Here is a 15,848-nt window from a genome sequence, read left to right on the forward strand (position 1 = left end):
TGGATAAGTGGTTTCTTGATTTTCTGGCGCTGCAGATATGGCATGTTGGCATAACGTTTACGTAAACGTCAATTCGCCGGCGGCAATAAAAAGGCGACCCGGGGGTCGCCTTTCTTTCTGCAGCGCTGGATGCGCCTGGCTTACTTCAGTGCGTCGAACACACGCGCGGTGATGTCTTCCACGCTGCCAACGCCCGCGATCTTGCGATACTGCGGCGGTGCAACCTTGGCGGCGGGGTCGCCATTGGCGGCCCACTTGGAGTAGTAGTCCACCAGCGGACGTGTCTGCTGGGAGTAGACGTCGAGGCGCTTCTTGACGGTCTCTTCCTTGTCGTCGTCGCGCTGGATCAGCGGTTCGCCGGTGACGTCGTCCACGCCTTCCACCTTGGGCGGGTTGTACTTGACGTGGTAGGTGCGGCCCGATGCCACGTGCGCGCGGCGCCCGCTCATGCGCTCGATGATGGCATCGAACGGCACGTCGATTTCCAGTACGTAGTCGATCGCCACGCCCGCTTCCTTCATGGCCTCGGCCTGCGGAATGGTGCGCGGGAAGCCATCGAACAGATAGCCGTCCTTGCAATCGGCCGCCTGCAGGCGGTCCTTGACCAGGCCGATGATGATGTCGTCCGACACCAGGCCACCTGCGTCCATCACCTTCTTGGCGGCCACGCCTAGCGGCGTGCCAGCCTTCACCGCGGCGCGCAGCATGTCGCCGGTGGAGATTTGGGGGATGCCGAACTTCTCGCAGATGAACTGGGCTTGCGTGCCTTTGCCGGCGCCAGGTGCGCCCAACAGGATCAAACGCATTACGGGTCCTCAGAGTTTTGAATCTTGTATGGCAGGGGGAATGGAAGGAGGGTAACGCCGAAACTTGACGCGAGGCTTACCAACGCCGTCAGGACGGCGCACCTCGGGTCGGAGTCTGGTCTGTTGACGGTCGGCACGCTAAAGCGCTAAAGCCTCTGCCGCTGGCGGCGGGCGGGTACCGAACGGGCTCACTTTTCATCTCCCCACCGAGCCTTGGCCGGACGCCCGGGCGCCCGACGGCTCTGTATCGGCAAGCATTATGCCATGAGGCGGCGCGAAATCGGCTCGCCGCTGCGGTGACATCTGCCATGACTTATGTCGCAGGTCATGGGATGACTGCCGCAGCCGGCGGCCATCGCCAAGTGCGCTCAGGGGCCTTCCTGTGCCATGGCCTGCGCCCAAAGCACACGCACCCGGTCCAGGTCGGCTTGCGTATCGACGCCCGGCGCGGGCACTGCCGCTGTTTCCAGCACGCCGATACGCTCGCCATGCCACATCGCGCGCAGCTGCTCCAGGGCTTCCGTCTGCTCCACCGGCGACAGCGCCAGCGTGGGGAAGCGCCGCAGGAATCCGGCGCGGTAGGCGTACAGGCCAATGTGGCGCAATACCGGCATGGCCGGCAACGCCACCTGGGCGGCGGCTGCCGCCGCGGCCGGCACGCCGGCCCAGGCGTCGCGCGCCCAGGGGATCGGGGCGCGGGAGAAATACAGCGCGCGGCCGGCGGCATCGCACACCACTTTCACCACATTGGGGTTGAACACCTCGGCAATCTCGCCGATCGGATGTGCAGCGGTGGCGATGGCGCAATCGGCATGGTGCGCCAGATGCAGCGCCACCTCGTCGATCAGGCCGGGCTCGATGAGCGGCTCGTCGCCCTGCACATTGACCACGATGGCATCGTCCGGCAGGCCCAGCAGCGTGGCCACTTCGGCCAGGCGGTCGGTGCCCGAGGGATGGTCGGCACGCGTGATCACGGCTTCGATGCCATGCGCCGCGCAGGCTGCCGCCACTTCGGGCGCGTCGGTGGCCACCACCGTGCGCTGCGCCGACGAGGCATGGGCGCGCTCAGCCACGCGCACGATCATGGGCTTGCCGCCGATATCGGCCAGCGGCTTGTTGGGCAGCCGGGTGGAGGCCAGGCGCGCCGGGATGACGACGGTAAAAGCGGGCAGCGACATGGTGCGAGCCGCCGCTTATTCCGGCGAGACCAGCCGGCCCGGCACGGTCTGGCGTGCTTCATCGGCCAGCATGATGGGAATGCCGTCGCGGATCGGATAGGCCAGTTTGTCCACGTGGCAGATCAGTTCCTGGGCGGCACGGTCATGTTCCAGCTTGCTCTTGCACAGCGGGCAGACCAGGATTTCAAGCAGCCGGTTGTCCATCTTGCGTTTCCTTGGTGTGGCCGGCGGCGGTCGCGGCGCCCGGCGCTGCGGGAGCGGCCTGGGCATGCGCGGCGACAGCGCGGCGAATTTTTTCGATCAGGCCCGCATCGATCACGGGCGTGGTGGGGACGACCCAGATCCGCGGGTCCAGCGGGTCACTGAGGCGCTCGCATTTTACGGCATCCTTCTCGGTGATCAGGATCGCATCGGCCGCTTGCGCGACAGGATCGCCGGCAAAGGGGTCTTCGGCGAAGTCGTAGTGGTCCGGCAGCGGCATGGTGTCGGGCGCGAGGCCTGCCGCGCGCAGGCTGGCGAAGAAGCGCTCGGGGTTGCCGATGCCGGCGGCGGCCAGCACACGCTGCCCGGCAAACGCGGACAGCGGCCTGGCCATGGTAGGGTCGGCCAGTTGCCAGGCATCGTCCAGCACCAGGCGCATGCCGTAGACATCCGGCTTGTCCTGGCTGGGGCGGAAGTCCGGGTCGTTGATGAGGGTGGCGTCGCGCCGGCGCGAGAGCGATTCTCGCAGCGGGCCCGCGGGCAGCAGCAAGCCGTTGCCGCCCATGCGCGAATCGAACATCACGATCTCGAAGTCGCGTTGCAGCTTGTAGTGCTGCAGGCCATCGTCGAGCAGCAGCACGTTGACGCCGGGATGCGAGACCAGCATGGTCTGCGCGCATAGCGCGCGGTCGGGGAAGACCCAGACCGGCACGTCGGTGGCGCGCGCGATCAAGAGTGGCTCGTCGCCCACGTCCTTGGCCTGCGAGGTGGGCTTGACCCGGCGCGGATGCTTGAGCTTGACGCCGTAGCCGCGCGAGACCACGCCCGGGCGCAGGCCGGACTCGGCCAGCGCATGGGCCAGCGCGATCACCGCGGGGGTCTTGCCGGTGCCGCCCACGGTCACGTTGCCGACCACCACCACCGGCATGGGCAGGCGCGTCGAGCGGTACCAGCCGCGCCGGTATGCCAGGCGCCGCCAGCCGCTGACCAGGCCGAACACCCACGACAGCGGCAGCATCAGCCAGGCGAACCAGCCGCGGCGTTGCCACTGGGCGGTCACGAAGTCGGCAAGGGCGTTGCGGGGAGCTGGCATGGGCGTGGTAGGCAGGGCTGGGCGGTAATGTTGCGTTGAATAGGGCAGGGGCGGGGCCGGGGACGGTAGCGCGGCGCGCCGGCATGATGGTGCCATCGCGCCTTGGCTGGGCAGCGCAAGCTAGCTACCCAGCCATTATGGGCACCTTGCGGCGCCCGCCGCAAGGTGCGGCTCGCTGCGGGTGATCTGCATCCGCGCGCCGGGCCGTTCAGCGCGCCTGCGAGCTCTGTGTGGCGAAGGTCAGGCGGGGCAGCCCGGCCAGGCGGGCGGCTTCCATGACATTGATCACGGACTGATGCGTGGCCTGTGCGTCCGCGTTGACGATCAGCACCGGCGGCTGGCCGTCGGCCGGGCCGGCGACCTCGCGCAGGCGCTGGGCCAGGCTGGTGACGTCCTGCTGGTCCATGACCTGCTTGTTGATCGAGTAGATGCCCTTGGCCGATACGGATACCACGATCTCGCCGGGGCGCTGCTGCGCCTTTTCGGCGTCGGCGGTTGGCAACTGGATCTGCAGTTCGGTATAGCGCGAGTAAGTGGTCGTGATCATCAGGAAGATCAGGATCACGAGCAGGACGTCGATCAACGGGATGAGGTTGATCTCCGGTTCTTCACGCCGCTGGCGGGATCGGAAGTGCATGGCGTATCAGGCGCGGCGCTGCGGCAGGATGGCGTCCAGGAAGGCGGTGGCGCGGAATTCCAGCTCGGCCACGTAGTCGTCCACGCGCCGGCGGAAGTAGCGCCAGAAGATCAGTGCCGGAATCGCGATGATCAGCCCGAAGGCGGTGTTATAGAGCGCCACCGAGATCCCGTGGGCCAGCTGCTCGGGGCTGGCGCCGGCGCCGCCCTGGCTGCCGAAGATCTCGATCATGCCGATCACGGTGCCTAGCAGGCCCATCAGCGGCGCCACCGAGGCGATCGTGCCCAGCGCGTTGAGGTAGCGCTCCAGCTCGTGCGCCACGGCACGCCCGGCTTCCTCGACCACTTCCTTGGCGGCATCGCGGGAGGTGTGGGGCTGCAGCACCACATGGCGCAGGCCGGCGGCCAGCACGCGGCCCAGCGGGGAGTTCTGCTCCAGCGTGTTGACCACCTCCGGCGTGGCGCGGCGCTGGTGCGCCACCGACAGGGCTTCGTCGTAAAGCTTGGGCGGCAGCACCTTGCTGCGCTTCAGGCTGAGGAAACGCTCGACGATCAGCGCCAGGGCGATGACCGAGGCGAGCAACAAGGGCCAGATCGGCCAGCCGGCAGCTTGAATGATGGAAAACACGTGGAACCCCGAGTCAACGGCTTGTGTGCTCATGCCAGGCGCCGCAGCCGTGCGCGCGCTGGCTATGTTCGAAAATGTTCGAAAAAATCAGGCGCCACTCTAACCCGCAGCACCGGGCGCGGCAAGACGCAGCATCGCGGTGTGTCTGCCGCGCATCGTGCTCGCGGGGGCGTGCAAGGCGGCGACTGTCGGGATGTCCACACGGAACAGGGACAGTGCTGTGGATGAATTGTGGACAGAGGGCTGACAAGGCAGTCAAGTCGCTGATTGATAAGGAAAAATTGTGGGTCGCTTAAAAAACGGGCAAGCGGCGAGTGACGAAGACATCCTCCGGGAACGCGCGGACCGTCCAAAACCAGACTCCGGTCTATCCACATTAATGCAGGACAGTGCTGTGGACCGTTTGTGGACAGACGCCTGAAAAGAACGCTAAGTCATTGATTGGAAAGGCAGGTATACGCGCTGCCTAAAAAATGTGCAGAACACGCCAGATGGGCGCCGCGGGGGCGCCGACGGCCCGTAAACGGAAAAATCCCGCCATGTCTCTCCCTTTCCACATTCCGCCGGGACAGTCTTGTGGACGGGTTGTGGAAAACTATCTGAGAAGCCACTTAAGTCATTGATTGAAAAGCACTTCATACCTGCTGATTAAAAAATAGGCAATAGCCATTTGCGCGGTATTATCCAGTCCCCGCGCTCATGGTCAGCACATGGCCGCGCAATGTCACGGTAAGGCGGTCTTGCGATCTCTTTTCGCCCCTGGATGGGCATTTCCGGCGGGTCGCAGAAAGTTTTCCACAGCCGGGGCGTTCTATCCGAGGTTGTCCAGAGTTCCTGTGGATAACTTTGTGAACAAGCCGGGGGCGCAGCCGGTAAGTGTTTGACGCATAAGGGGTTTGCTTACATTGCCTAAAAAATAAGACAGCCGAAAGCGCATAAGAATCAAAGGCTTGTGTCAAGTCATGCCGCTTTGCGGGGTTATTGCCTCGCCCACCCCAAGAGACTTGACAGACCAGTTATGCTGTGGACATGTCAATTCCACGCCGCTTGCCCGGCCGTGCCCCATGTCAGAACCGCTGAACTTTTCGCGTGAAACCCAGCCTATGGCCCCTCCAGGGGCACGTGAGGCGATTCCCGTCGGGGAACTGAACCACGCGATCGCCCAGGTACTGGAACGTAGTTTTCCGCTGACCTGGGTCCGGGGCGAAATCTCGAATTTCACACGCGCCGCCAGCGGCCACTGGTATTTCTCGCTCAAGGACGCACGCGCCCAGATCCGCTGCGTGATGTTCCGCGGGCGCAACCAGCATGTCGACTTCACGCCGCGCGAGGGCGAGGCGGTCGAGGTGCGAGCGCTGGTGTCGATGTACGAGGCGCGTGGCGAGTTGCAGCTGGGTGTGGAGGGCATGCGCCGCGCCGGCCTTGGCAATCTCTACGAGGCATTCTTGCGCCTGAAGGAAAAGCTCTCGCAGGCCGGGCTGTTCGCGCCCGAGCGCAAGCGGCCACTGCCGGCCCACGCCCGCACCATTGGCGTGATCACCTCGCTGCAGGCCGCCGCCTTGCGCGACGTGATCAGCACCCTGCGCCGGCGCGCGCCGCATGTGCCCGTCGTGGTTTACCCGGTGCCGGTGCAGGGCGCCGGCGCGGCGGCCAGGATCGCCGCCATGATCGACAGCGCCAGCGAGCGCAACGAATGCGATGTGCTGATCCTGTGCCGTGGCGGCGGCAGCATCGAAGACCTGTGGTCGTTCAATGAAGAGAGCGTGGCGCAGGCCATCGCGCGCTGCGCCGTGCCGGTGGTCTCCGGCGTGGGCCACGAAACCGATTTCACCATCGCCGACTTCGTCGCCGACGTGCGCGCGCCCACGCCTACCGGCGCAGCCGAGCTGGTCAGCCCGGACCGCAGCCATATGCTGCTGCAAGCCAGCCGCGCGCGCGACGCGCTGGCCCAATGCATGCAGCGCCAGCTTGACCGGCGCGCCCAGAACCTGGACTGGCTGGCCCGCCGCCTGCGCAGCCCGCAAGCGCAGGTGCAGGAGCGCCGCCTGCAGGTCGACAACCTCATGCGTCACCTGCGCTCCGCGCTGCGCGATACCGTTGCCGCCCAACGGCACCGCCAGCAGGTGCTGGCCATGCGCTGGGCGGCCGGCCGTCCCGACCTGGCCCAGGCCCAGTCCGAGCTGCGCCGCACCGCGCTGCGCCTGCGCGACGCCACGCAGCGCCAGGTTGAGCGCGCCGGCCAGCGCTGGCAGCGCGCCGCCGGCTCGCTCGAGCTGCTGGCGCCGCAGCGCACCCTGGAGCGCGGCTACGCCGTGCTGCTGGACCAGCGCGGACGCGCCTTGCGCTCGCCGTCGGAGCTGCGCGCGGGCGCCGTGATCGAAGTCCACCTGGCCGAAGGCGTGGCCGATGCCAGCATCGCCAGCGTGCAGCCGCGCCTGGCGGAACTCTAAGCCCGGCGCGCGTCGGCGGTCCGCCGACAGCGCTTGCATATCGATCAAACTAATATGATCGAAGGGGCTTTGTTTGCCGCGTTTGCGTGGGTATGGCAAGTCCCCTACAATCGACAATTCCTGATCTTCAACCCCACAGAAAGAGACAGAACAATGGAACATACTCTCCCCCGCTGCCCTACGCTCATGATGCGCTCGCTCCGCACATCTCCAAGGAGACCCTGGAGTTCCACCACGACAAGCATCACCAGACCTACGTCACCAACCTGAACAACCTGATCAAGGGCACCGAGTTCGAAAACTCGACGCTCGAAGACATCGTCAAGAAGTCCTCTGGCGGCATCTTCAACAACGCCGCCCAGGTGTGGAACCACACCTTCTACTGGGACTCGCTCAAGCCCAACGGCGGCGGCCAACCGACCGGCGCGCTGGCTGATGCCATCAACGCCAAGTTCGGCTCCTTCGACAAGTTCAAGGAAGAATTCACCAAGACCGCGGTCGGCACCTTCGGTTCGGGCTGGGCCTGGCTGGTGAAGAAGGCCGACGGTTCGCTGGACCTGGTCTCGACCTCCAACGCCGCCACCCCGCTGACCACCGACGCCAAGCCGCTGCTGACCTGCGACGTGTGGGAACACGCTTACTACATCGACTACCGCAATGCCCGCCCGAAGTATGTCGAGGCATTCTGGAACGTCGTGAACTGGGACTTCGCCAGCAAGAACTTCGCTGGTTGATCTAGCGGTTGCTTCTGCACCAGAAGTTGAAAAGAGCCCCTTACTTGTTAAGGGGTTTTTTTGCCTGACGGTTGGTGTTTTGTGGAATAGAAGTTGAAACGAGGGGGCAAGACCAGGGGAGTCAATCAAGGGCGATGCTGCACGGCCTCTTGCGTAGCCAGACGATAGCAGCCTGCATGCAAGCGCTGATCGGCATTGCGCACATGAGCACCAGTATGAAATGGCCCGTGGCCCTCTGGCGGCGCTCCAGCCAACGCGGAGAGATTGCCGCTCCAGCACCCGCCACACCATGTCATGCCACGGGCTCACGCAAACAGATCCATGCCCTGCACCAGGCGCTTCGCCAGCCGCGGCTGGCGAAACTGGTCCAGCCACCATTCCAGCGCGCGGCCCTCATGGTCGCCGCGCCACGCCACATACAGCGTATTGGGCTCGCGCGGATCGGCCGTGTGCTTCTCCACCAGTTCCCCCGCTTGAGCAGCGAGGCCACACGGTGCCGGGGCAGCCAGCCCACGCCCAGCCCCTCGCGCTGCGCCAGGATCTTGGCCCGCATGGACGGCACCGCCAGCGACGCTTGCCCGCCGACCAGCCCGTAGGCCCGCCCGGCGGTCCCGCGCGACGAATCGGCCACCGCCACGCCCCGGTGCGATGAGATGCGCTGGCGCGTGAGCGGCTCGGCCACGCCGGCAAGAGGGTGGCGCGGCGCCACGGCGAAGACCCATTCCACCACGCCGAGCTCGAACCAGCGCAGGCCGGGAATGGCGGGCGGCTCGTTGGTCGCGCCGACGATCACATCGGCGCGGCCGTCGCGCAGCGCTTCCCAGGTGCCGCTGAGGACTTCGTGGGTCAGGCGCAGCGCCACGCCGGATTTGAGCGCGTCGAAGCTGCGGATCACCGGCATCAGCAATTCGAACTCCAGTACTTCGTCCGTGACGATCCACAGGCGGTCTTCCCAGCCGCTCGCAACCTGCCGCACGCGCTGGGTCATGCGCGCTACGTCCTGCATCAGCCGCGCGGCCTCGTCGGCCAGCAGATGGCCTGCAGGTGTGAGTTGCAGGCGGTAGCGGCGGCGGTCGAACAGCAAGGCGTCAAAGCGGCCTTCCAGTTGCCGGGCGGCGTGGAGACCGTCGATGGCGCCTTGCCAAGCCGCGCCGCCGCACGCGAGAGGCTGCCGCTGTCACGGATGGCTTCCAGCAAGGCCAGTTCGTCTTCTGACAACATGTTCAACTCCGTCGAACGAGTTCATCGGGAAAATCGTACGGCAAAACACGTGTGCCGGCGCAATATTCGTCACAGTGCTTCACCCGATTCCCGAAACCCCTTTGTTTGCCCGCGCCGTCGGCCAGGAGCGTTCGTCCTGCCATGGCACAGTCACCGGAGAAAAGTCATGGCCCTCATCCACCGAATGGCACGGTACGCCGGCGCCGCATTGCTTATGTCTGGCTTGGTCGGCGCGCTCGCGCCGCTCGCCCATGCCGCAGAACCTGTCGGCGCCGCAGCAGTCCAGCAGCACACGATCAACGCCAACGGCATCGACCTGCACTATCTGCAGTCCGGGCGCGGCAGCGGCACGCCGGTCGTGCTGTTGCACGGCTACGCGGAATCCAGCCATATGTGGCTGCCGCTCATGGCGCGGCTTGGCGACCAGCGCGTCGTCATCGCGCCGGACCTGCGCGGCGCGGGCGGGTCGGCGATTACGCAGTCGGGCTACGACAAGAAGACCATGGCGCAGGACATTCACGCCCTGGTCCAGGCACTCGGCTACCGCAAGATCAATATCGTCGGCCACGATATCGGCCTGATGGTGGCCTACGCCTACGCCGCGCAATACCCGGACGAAGTGGAAAGCGTCACGCTGATGGACGCGTTCCTGCCCGGCGTGGGCGACTGGCAAAAGGTCTGGCTGCTGCGCGACAAGTGGCACTTCAACTTCTATGGCGACACGCCCGAAAAGCTGGTGCGGGGCCGCGAGCGTACCTACTTTGAGCACTTCTGGAACGACTTCGCCGCCGACCCCAGGCATTCGGTGCCGCAAGCCGCCCGCCAGCTTTATGCAGCCAACTACGCCAGGCCGGGCCGGATGCGTGCGGGATTCGAGTTCTTCCGTGCGTTCCCGCAGGATGCCGAAGACTTCGCGGCACTGGCAAAGCACCCGCTGCCGATGCCCATGCTGGTGCTGGCGGGCGAGAAGGCCTCGGGCAATTTCCTGATCGACCAGGCGCGCCTCGTCGCCACCAATGTGCAAGGCGTGATCGTCAAGGGCTCGGGGCACTGGCTGATGGAAGAAGCGCCGGGGCAGACCATTCCGGCTATCGTGCATTTCATTAACGCGCCGTCGCAACCTGTTGGCGCCGACTAAGAGCGCGTACCTCACCGCATCAAAAGGAGTATCGACATGGGACTGCTCGTCAACGGAAAATGGCAAGACCGCTGGTACGACACGGCATCCACCGGCGGCCGCTTCGTTCGCAAGGACGCCGCCTTTCGCAACTGGGTGACGCCCGATGGCGCCGCCGGCCCGAGCGGCGCCGGTGGCTTCAAGGCGGAGGCCGGACGCTATCACCTATACGTGAGCCTGGCGTGCCCCTGGGCGCACCGCACGCTAATCATGCGCACGCTCAAGGGGCTGGAGGGGATGATCAGCGTCTCCACGGTGCACTGGCTGATGCTTGGCGAAGGCTGGACTTTCGCCGAAGGCCCGGGCGTGGTGCCGGACACGGTCAACGGCGCGCGACTCCTGCACCAGGTCTACACCGCAGCCGATCCCGACTACACCGGGCGCGTCACCGTGCCCGTGCTGTGGGACAAGCAGCGGGGAACCATCGTCAGCAACGAGTCGTCGGAGATCATCCGCATGTTCAATACCGCCTTCGATGGGATCGGCGCCAAGGCGGGCGACTACTATCCGGCCGCGCTGCGCGCGGAAATCGACGAGGTCAACGCGCGGGTGTACGACACGCTCAACAACGGTGTCTACAAAGCGGGCTTTGCCACCACGCAGGGCGCGTATGAAGAGGCGCTGACGCCGTTGTTCGATACGCTCGACTGGCTGGAGGCGCGGCTCGCCACGCGCCGCTTCCTGCTGGGCGACCAGCTCACCGAGGCCGACATCCGCCTGTTCACGACGCTGGTGCGCTTTGACGCGGTCTATGTGGGGCACTTCAAGTGCAACCTGCGGCGCATCGCCGATTATGCGAACCTGTCAGGCTTTACGCGCGACATCTACCAGTTGCCGGGGATCGCGGCGACGGTCGATATCGACCACATCAAGCGGCACTACTATGAAAGCCACCGCTCGATCAATCCGAGCGGCGTGGTGCCGGCGGGGCCGGTGCTAGACTTTGCCGCGCCGCCCGAGCGCGCGCGGCTGGCGGCGTGAGGCCGCCTTCTTTTTCTTTGCTAGCCGAGACCACTGTCATGAAGTTTCATCGCCAATTCCTGCTTGCCTTGCTCACAGTGGCAGCGGTTGCCACAGCGCCCGTCGCGCTGGCTGCCGCTGACGATGGCCCCGCGTATGGCCCCGAGCTGCAAGGCTTCGACTATCCGGCGCCGGTCCAGCAGTTCGCATTCACCTCGCAGGGCGAAGCGATGCACATGGCTTACATGGATATCAAGCCGGAGCGCGCCAACGGCCGCACCGCGGTCTTGCTGCATGGAAAGAACTTCTGCGCGGCGACCTGGGCGGACACGATCAAGGTGCTCAGCACGGCCGGGTATCGCGTCATTGCGCCGGACCAGATCGGCTTTTGCAAATCCAGCAAGCCGGTGCGCTACCAGTACAGCTTCCAGCAACTGGCGCGCAACACGCACGCGTTGCTGGCATCGATCGGCGTCAATGAGGCAACGGTGATCGGGCATTCGACGGGCGGCATGCTGGCGATGCGCTATGCGTTGATGTACCCGCAGCAAACCGCGCAGCTCGCGCTCGTCAACCCGATCGGCCTGGAGGACTGGAAGGCGTTGGGCGTGCCGTCCTTGTCGGTCGATCAATGGTATGCCCGTGAGCTCGCCACCAACGCCGACAAGATCCGCAGCTACGAACAGGCCACCTACTATGTCGGCACGTGGCGCCCCGAGTACGAGCCCTGGGTGCAGATGCTGGCGGGCATGAACCGCGGCCCGGGCAAGCAGCAGGTGGCCTGGAACTCCGCGCTGATCTACGACATGATCTTCACGCAGCCGGTCGTGTATGAGTTGGGCGCGCTCAAGACGCCGACCTTGCTGCTGATCGGCGACAAGGACACTACGGCCATCGCCAAGGACGCGGCACCGCCGGAGATCCGCGCGAAAGTCGGCAACTATCCGGTGCTGGCGCAGCGTACCTTGAAGGCGCTGCCCAACGCCAGGTTGGTGGAGTTTGCGGAGCTGGGCCACGCGCCGCAGATGCAGGATCCAAAGGCGTTCCACAACGCGCTGCTCGACGGGCTGGCCGCATTGCCCGCGAGCCGGTGACGCGCGCACCGTGCGGGCGCTGGCAGGCGTCAGAAGCCGTATCGCCATTCACCACGCCAAACGAGATCGGGCCTTGCCTGAGGAAGCGGGACAGGTTGCCTCCCTGTTCAACGTGGCTAACGTGGCGCTCAGGGCATCAACACCTTGATCGGCTCCGTGAGCGTTTGCCGGGTGGTGGCGTAGTCCGCCCAGGGATCCGCCGTCTGCTTGCCGATCCGTTCGTGGAGGCTGGTGACGGTCCACTGGGCGCCGGATGTGATGGCGTCCAGTTCCGCCCACGCCAACGGTACGGAAACCCCCAGCCCGGGCCGCGCCCGCGCAGAGAACGCGGCCACCGTGGTGGCGCCGAAGCCATTGCGCAGATAGTCGACATACGTCTTGCCGACGCGGTTGCGCGGCCCGCTCTTGGCCACGAAGCGCGTGGGAACGGTCTTGGCCATATGCGTCACCAGCTGTTTGGCGAATGCCTTGACGACCTCCCAGTCGTGACGCGGCGAGATCGGCACCACCACGTGCAAGCCCTTGCCGCCGCTGGTTTTCAGGAAGCTGCGCAGGTCCAGTTCGTCGAGCACGGCCTTCATCATCGCGGCGCCTTCGCGCACGTGATCCCATGGCACGCCTTCGCCGGGGTCGAGGTCGAACACCACCCGGTCCGGTTTGGCAAGCCTGCGCTTGTTGGCATTCCAGGTATGGAACTCGATTACGTTGAACTGGGCCGCCGCGACGATGCCCGCTTGCGTGGCGATCTCGAGCAAAAGGGGATGCTCAGGCCAGAGCGCCGGATCGAGCGTATTGATGCCGGGCATGCGCAGGGCGTCTGCGTGTTTCTGGAAGAACAGCTCGCCGCCGATGCCGCTGGGCCCGCGCACCAGCGCCACGGGCCGTCCGCGCAAATGCGGCAGCAGCAGCGCCGCGATGGCCTCGTAGTATGCAACCAGGTCGCCCTTGGTCAGTCCGGTCGAGTCATCGATGACGCGTTCGGCATGGCTGATGCGCACGCCCGATGCGGCGGTTGTCCTTGGTTTCGATTTTGCTTCTTTGGCTTTGGTGTCCTTGACGGCTTTGGCCGTCGTGGCGGCGCGTGCTGCAGCCTTGCCCTGCGGCTCTAGCTGAACCGCGCGCTCCACCGAGATCGCCGCGGGCGCCTTGTCCGTGCGCAGGCCGTGGAATACCGCATGGCGCACGCGTCCTTCCTGCGTCCAGCCGCCGAACGAAACCTCGGCCACGAGCTTGGGCTTCACCCAGTGCGATTGCGTCTGGCCCGTCGGCTTGCCCGCGACGCCTGCCTGCAGCGGCGAGGCCTCTTGCCCCAGGGCATCGAGCTTGCGCTGCAGGGTCGATAGCGTGTCGGTGTCGAATCCTGTCCCGACCTTGCCGGCATAGCGCAGCTGCCCGCTCTCATCATGCACGCCGAGCAGCAACGCGCCGATGCCCTGGCGGGAACCCGCCGGATCGGTGTAGCCAACCACCACGAACTCCTGGCGCTGTGTGCATTTCAGCTTGATCCAGGAGTGCGCGCGCGTGGACACGTAGGGCGCATCGGCGCGCTTGCCGATGACGCCTTCAAGCCCGAGCTTGCATGCTGCCGACAAGAGCTCGGAGCCGCTGGCTTCGGAGCTCTCGCTAAAGTGCAGGGAATCGGATGGCTTGTCCGTCAGCACGCGCCGCAGTATGTCCCGGCGCGCCGACAGTGGCACCTTGCGCAGGTCGAAGCCGTTGCAGTACGGCAGGTCGAACAGGAAGTACCGGACCGCATCCACCTTCGCGCTTTCAAATGCATTCTGCAATGCCTGGAAATCTGTCCTGCCTTGTTTGTCGATCATCACGATCTCGCCATCGAGCCAGCCGGTGCGCAGGCCAAGTGCACCGACGGCCTTGGCCAACCCGCGCAGCCTGGCCGTCCAGTCGTGGCCGCTGCGCGCAGAACAGGCGGATCTCCTCGCCGTCGATGCGCGCGAGCAGGCGGTAGCCGTCGAACTTGACCTCGTACAGCCATCCGCCATCGTCCGCCGGCGCCTTGTCGGCCAGGGTTGCCAGTTGCGGCGCCAGCATCAGCGGCAGGTCGGCGGCCTTGGCGGCGGGAGGCATGCTGTCGGGTGCTTCGATGCCAGCTTTGCGCGCGGATTTCCGCGTTGCCTTGCCGGCCGGCTTTGCGTCCGGTTTGCGCTTGCCGGAAAGCACACTGTCGGGCAACGCTTCCACGATGTCGAACGACGAGGCGGCGCGCGCCTCGTCATCGCGCTCCTTGATCAGCAGCCACGCTGGCTTGTTCGCATCCTGGTCCTGCCTGCCATGCATGCGCACCAGCGTCCATTGCCCGTGGAGCTTTTCGCCATCCAGGACGAACTTGAGCTTGCCGTCCCGATAGCCGGCATGCGGGTCGCCGAGTGGTGCCCAGGTGCCCCGGTCCCACACGATGACCGTACCGGCGCCATACTGCCCTGGTGGAATCACGCCCTCGAAGGATCCGTAGTTGAGCGGGTGATCCTCTACCTCGATGGCCATGCGTTTGTCGGACGGGTCCAGGCTTGGGCCCTTGGGTACCGCCCAGCTTTTCAGGGTGCCGTCGAGTTCCAGGCGGAAGTCATAGTGCAGGCGCCGGGCGGCGTGCTTTTGCACGACGAACGATAGTTTGCCGGCACGCCCGCCCCGTGCGCCCTGGGGCTCCGCGGTGACGGCAAAGTCGCGTTTCTGGTGGTACTTTTCCAGCGGATTCGGCATCTTGGGCACCTTGGCGCGAATGGCCGCGCTGTGCGCAATGGGTGGCAGAAATCGTGCCCGGCGAACCGGCAGGGTGGCGGCCAAGGGAATGAATCCTGCATGAGGGACAGGGCAAGGCCGCTTTGCCGGTGTCACTCACGCGCTGGCGGTTGCCGCCGCCAGATCCCTGCCTGTCGTTACCGAACAAGAACACTCCATCTTGCACTTTCTCCGACCCATGCGGGCCGCGTTTTGTAAAAAATGCAGTGCTATCGCCACTGTTCTCGCTAGTTCCGCCGCGGACGAAAGGCTCGCGCCCGGGAGACGTTCTTGCCTGCATCTTGTCGTGCTCGCAGCCGTCACGTTCGGCGTGCCGGCAGATCATGCCTTTGCCGAGGAGGCGGAGGCTGCATCTGCGGCCGATGTGGCGCAGTGCGGTGATCTGCTCGCCATCGTGCGCGATAGCCTGGTCAAGGAGGTGGAAGTGCCTTGTGCTCACCCTTCGCTGGCGACATGCAAAGAACGCAAGCGTCCACTGCAGGCCATCACCGCCTATATCCGGGAGCGCACCGGCAACCGAAGCGACGATTGCGACACGCTGCTGGAAGTGAATCGCCGGTTGCGCGCCTTGCCCCCAAAGCGCTGACAGGCCGCGCCATGGTGCTACCATGCGCGCAGCTTGCCAGCCTGGGCATCAGGCCCGGGCGGCAGAGTTCGACTTTTGCAGGGGAATCTGGATGGATCCGACAGTAGTGATCAGCACCTTCGAGCGCATCGCCAACGACGACACGGTGGAGCTATCGGTGGACGATGCCGTGGCCGGCCTGGCCGCGCTGCTTGCCAGCGAGCCGTTTTCCGACGCAGCGCGTGCGCTGCTGGAGAAGGTGGGGGCCACGCTCTATCGCGTAGGCCTGGACGGTTACGAAGACTGAAGGGAACGCGGGCGGCGCGCTCGTGCCGCCCCAGGTAT

15 protein-coding genes and 1 pseudogene are annotated in these 15,848 nt (G+C 65.5%); 7 read left to right on the top strand and 9 right to left on the bottom strand.

Annotation, left to right across the window (positions count from 1 at the left end; translation table 11 throughout):
- Positions 1-140: 140 nt before the first annotated feature.
- From adk to OMK73_RS32785, 6 genes are all read right to left on the bottom strand, one after another.
- Positions 141-806 carry an adenylate kinase gene (gene adk, locus OMK73_RS32760; RefSeq protein WP_267605659.1) on the bottom strand — a complete coding sequence of 222 codons (666 nt, stop codon included), beginning with the start codon at positions 804-806 and terminating at the stop codon, positions 141-143.
- 368 nt (positions 807-1,174) lie between these two features.
- Entirely contained in the window at positions 1,175-1,984 is an 810-nt protein-coding gene (gene kdsB, locus OMK73_RS32765) for a 3-deoxy-manno-octulosonate cytidylyltransferase (RefSeq protein ID WP_267605660.1), read from the bottom strand.
- Positions 1,985-1,999: 15 nt separating this feature from the next.
- Positions 2,000-2,188 (bottom strand): Trm112 family protein, encoded by a 189-nt coding sequence (locus tag OMK73_RS32770; protein ID WP_006157935.1) that lies wholly within the window; start codon positions 2,186-2,188, stop codon positions 2,000-2,002.
- The gene (lpxK, locus tag OMK73_RS32775; protein WP_267605661.1) at positions 2,169-3,278 is read right to left on the bottom strand and encodes a tetraacyldisaccharide 4'-kinase; all 1,110 of its coding nucleotides are present in this window, start codon (positions 3,276-3,278) and stop codon (positions 2,169-2,171) included. Before lpxK ends, OMK73_RS32770 begins: the two co-directional genes overlap by 20 nt.
- Positions 3,279-3,486: 208 nt before the next feature.
- Positions 3,487-3,915: an ExbD/TolR family protein gene (locus tag OMK73_RS32780; RefSeq protein ID WP_267605662.1), complete on the bottom strand. Its 429-nt coding sequence runs from the start codon at positions 3,913-3,915 to the stop codon at positions 3,487-3,489.
- A 6-nt stretch (positions 3,916-3,921) separates the two neighbouring features.
- Entirely contained in the window at positions 3,922-4,542 is a 621-nt protein-coding gene (locus OMK73_RS32785; RefSeq protein ID WP_006157938.1) for a MotA/TolQ/ExbB proton channel family protein, read from the bottom strand.
- A 1,064-nt stretch (positions 4,543-5,606) separates the two neighbouring features.
- Here OMK73_RS32785 and xseA point away from each other — a divergent pair.
- Positions 5,607-6,992: an exodeoxyribonuclease VII large subunit gene (xseA, locus tag OMK73_RS32790; RefSeq protein WP_267605663.1), complete on the top strand. Its 1,386-nt coding sequence runs from the start codon at positions 5,607-5,609 to the stop codon at positions 6,990-6,992.
- Positions 6,993-7,084: 92 nt separating this feature from the next.
- Positions 7,085-7,726, top strand: a complete 642-nt coding sequence (gene sodB / locus OMK73_RS32795) for a superoxide dismutase [Fe] (RefSeq protein WP_267605664.1) — start codon at positions 7,085-7,087, stop codon at positions 7,724-7,726.
- 292 nt (positions 7,727-8,018) lie between these two features.
- Here sodB and OMK73_RS32800 read toward each other — a convergent pair whose 3' ends face one another.
- On the bottom strand, positions 8,019-8,810 hold the full coding sequence (locus OMK73_RS32800; RefSeq protein ID WP_267605665.1) for a LysR substrate-binding domain-containing protein: 792 nt from the start codon (positions 8,808-8,810) through the stop codon (positions 8,019-8,021).
- A complete protein-coding gene (locus tag OMK73_RS32805; protein ID WP_267605666.1) occupies positions 8,732-8,947 on the bottom strand; it encodes a helix-turn-helix domain-containing protein in 216 nt (71 codons plus the stop codon). The genes OMK73_RS32800 and OMK73_RS32805 overlap by 79 nt, the downstream gene beginning before the upstream one ends.
- A gap of 166 nt (positions 8,948-9,113) precedes the next feature.
- On the opposite strand from OMK73_RS32805, the gene OMK73_RS32810 reads away from it, so the two are divergent.
- Genes OMK73_RS32810 through OMK73_RS32820 form a run of 3 tightly spaced genes read left to right on the top strand, consistent with a single transcriptional unit; the run spans position 9,114 to position 12,178 of the window.
- Positions 9,114-10,085, top strand: coding sequence for an alpha/beta fold hydrolase (locus tag OMK73_RS32810; protein WP_267605667.1), 972 nt, complete (start codon positions 9,114-9,116; stop codon positions 10,083-10,085).
- A 36-nt stretch (positions 10,086-10,121) separates the two neighbouring features.
- Positions 10,122-11,105 (top strand): glutathione S-transferase family protein, encoded by a 984-nt coding sequence (locus OMK73_RS32815; RefSeq protein WP_267605668.1) that lies wholly within the window; start codon positions 10,122-10,124, stop codon positions 11,103-11,105.
- Between the two features lie 38 nt (positions 11,106-11,143).
- Positions 11,144-12,178: an alpha/beta fold hydrolase gene (locus tag OMK73_RS32820; protein ID WP_267605669.1), complete on the top strand. Its 1,035-nt coding sequence runs from the start codon at positions 11,144-11,146 to the stop codon at positions 12,176-12,178.
- Between the two features lie 128 nt (positions 12,179-12,306).
- Here OMK73_RS32820 and ligD read toward each other — a convergent pair.
- Positions 12,307-14,899: pseudogene (gene ligD, locus OMK73_RS32825) on the bottom strand (DNA ligase D).
- A 217-nt stretch (positions 14,900-15,116) separates the two neighbouring features.
- On the opposite strand from ligD, the gene OMK73_RS32830 reads away from it, so the two are divergent.
- Together OMK73_RS32830 and OMK73_RS32835 are read left to right on the top strand one after the other, a co-directional pair.
- Positions 15,117-15,524 (top strand): hypothetical protein, encoded by a 408-nt coding sequence (locus OMK73_RS32830; protein ID WP_267605670.1) that lies wholly within the window; start codon positions 15,117-15,119, stop codon positions 15,522-15,524.
- Positions 15,525-15,615: 91 nt separating this feature from the next.
- A complete protein-coding gene (locus OMK73_RS32835) occupies positions 15,616-15,810 on the top strand; it encodes a hypothetical protein (protein WP_043419220.1) in 195 nt (64 codons plus the stop codon).
- Positions 15,811-15,848: the final 38 nt, after the last annotated feature.

Source organism: Cupriavidus sp. D39 (assembly GCF_026627925.1).
In the GTDB taxonomy this organism is placed as follows: Bacteria; Pseudomonadota; Gammaproteobacteria; order Burkholderiales; family Burkholderiaceae; genus Cupriavidus; species Cupriavidus ulmosensis.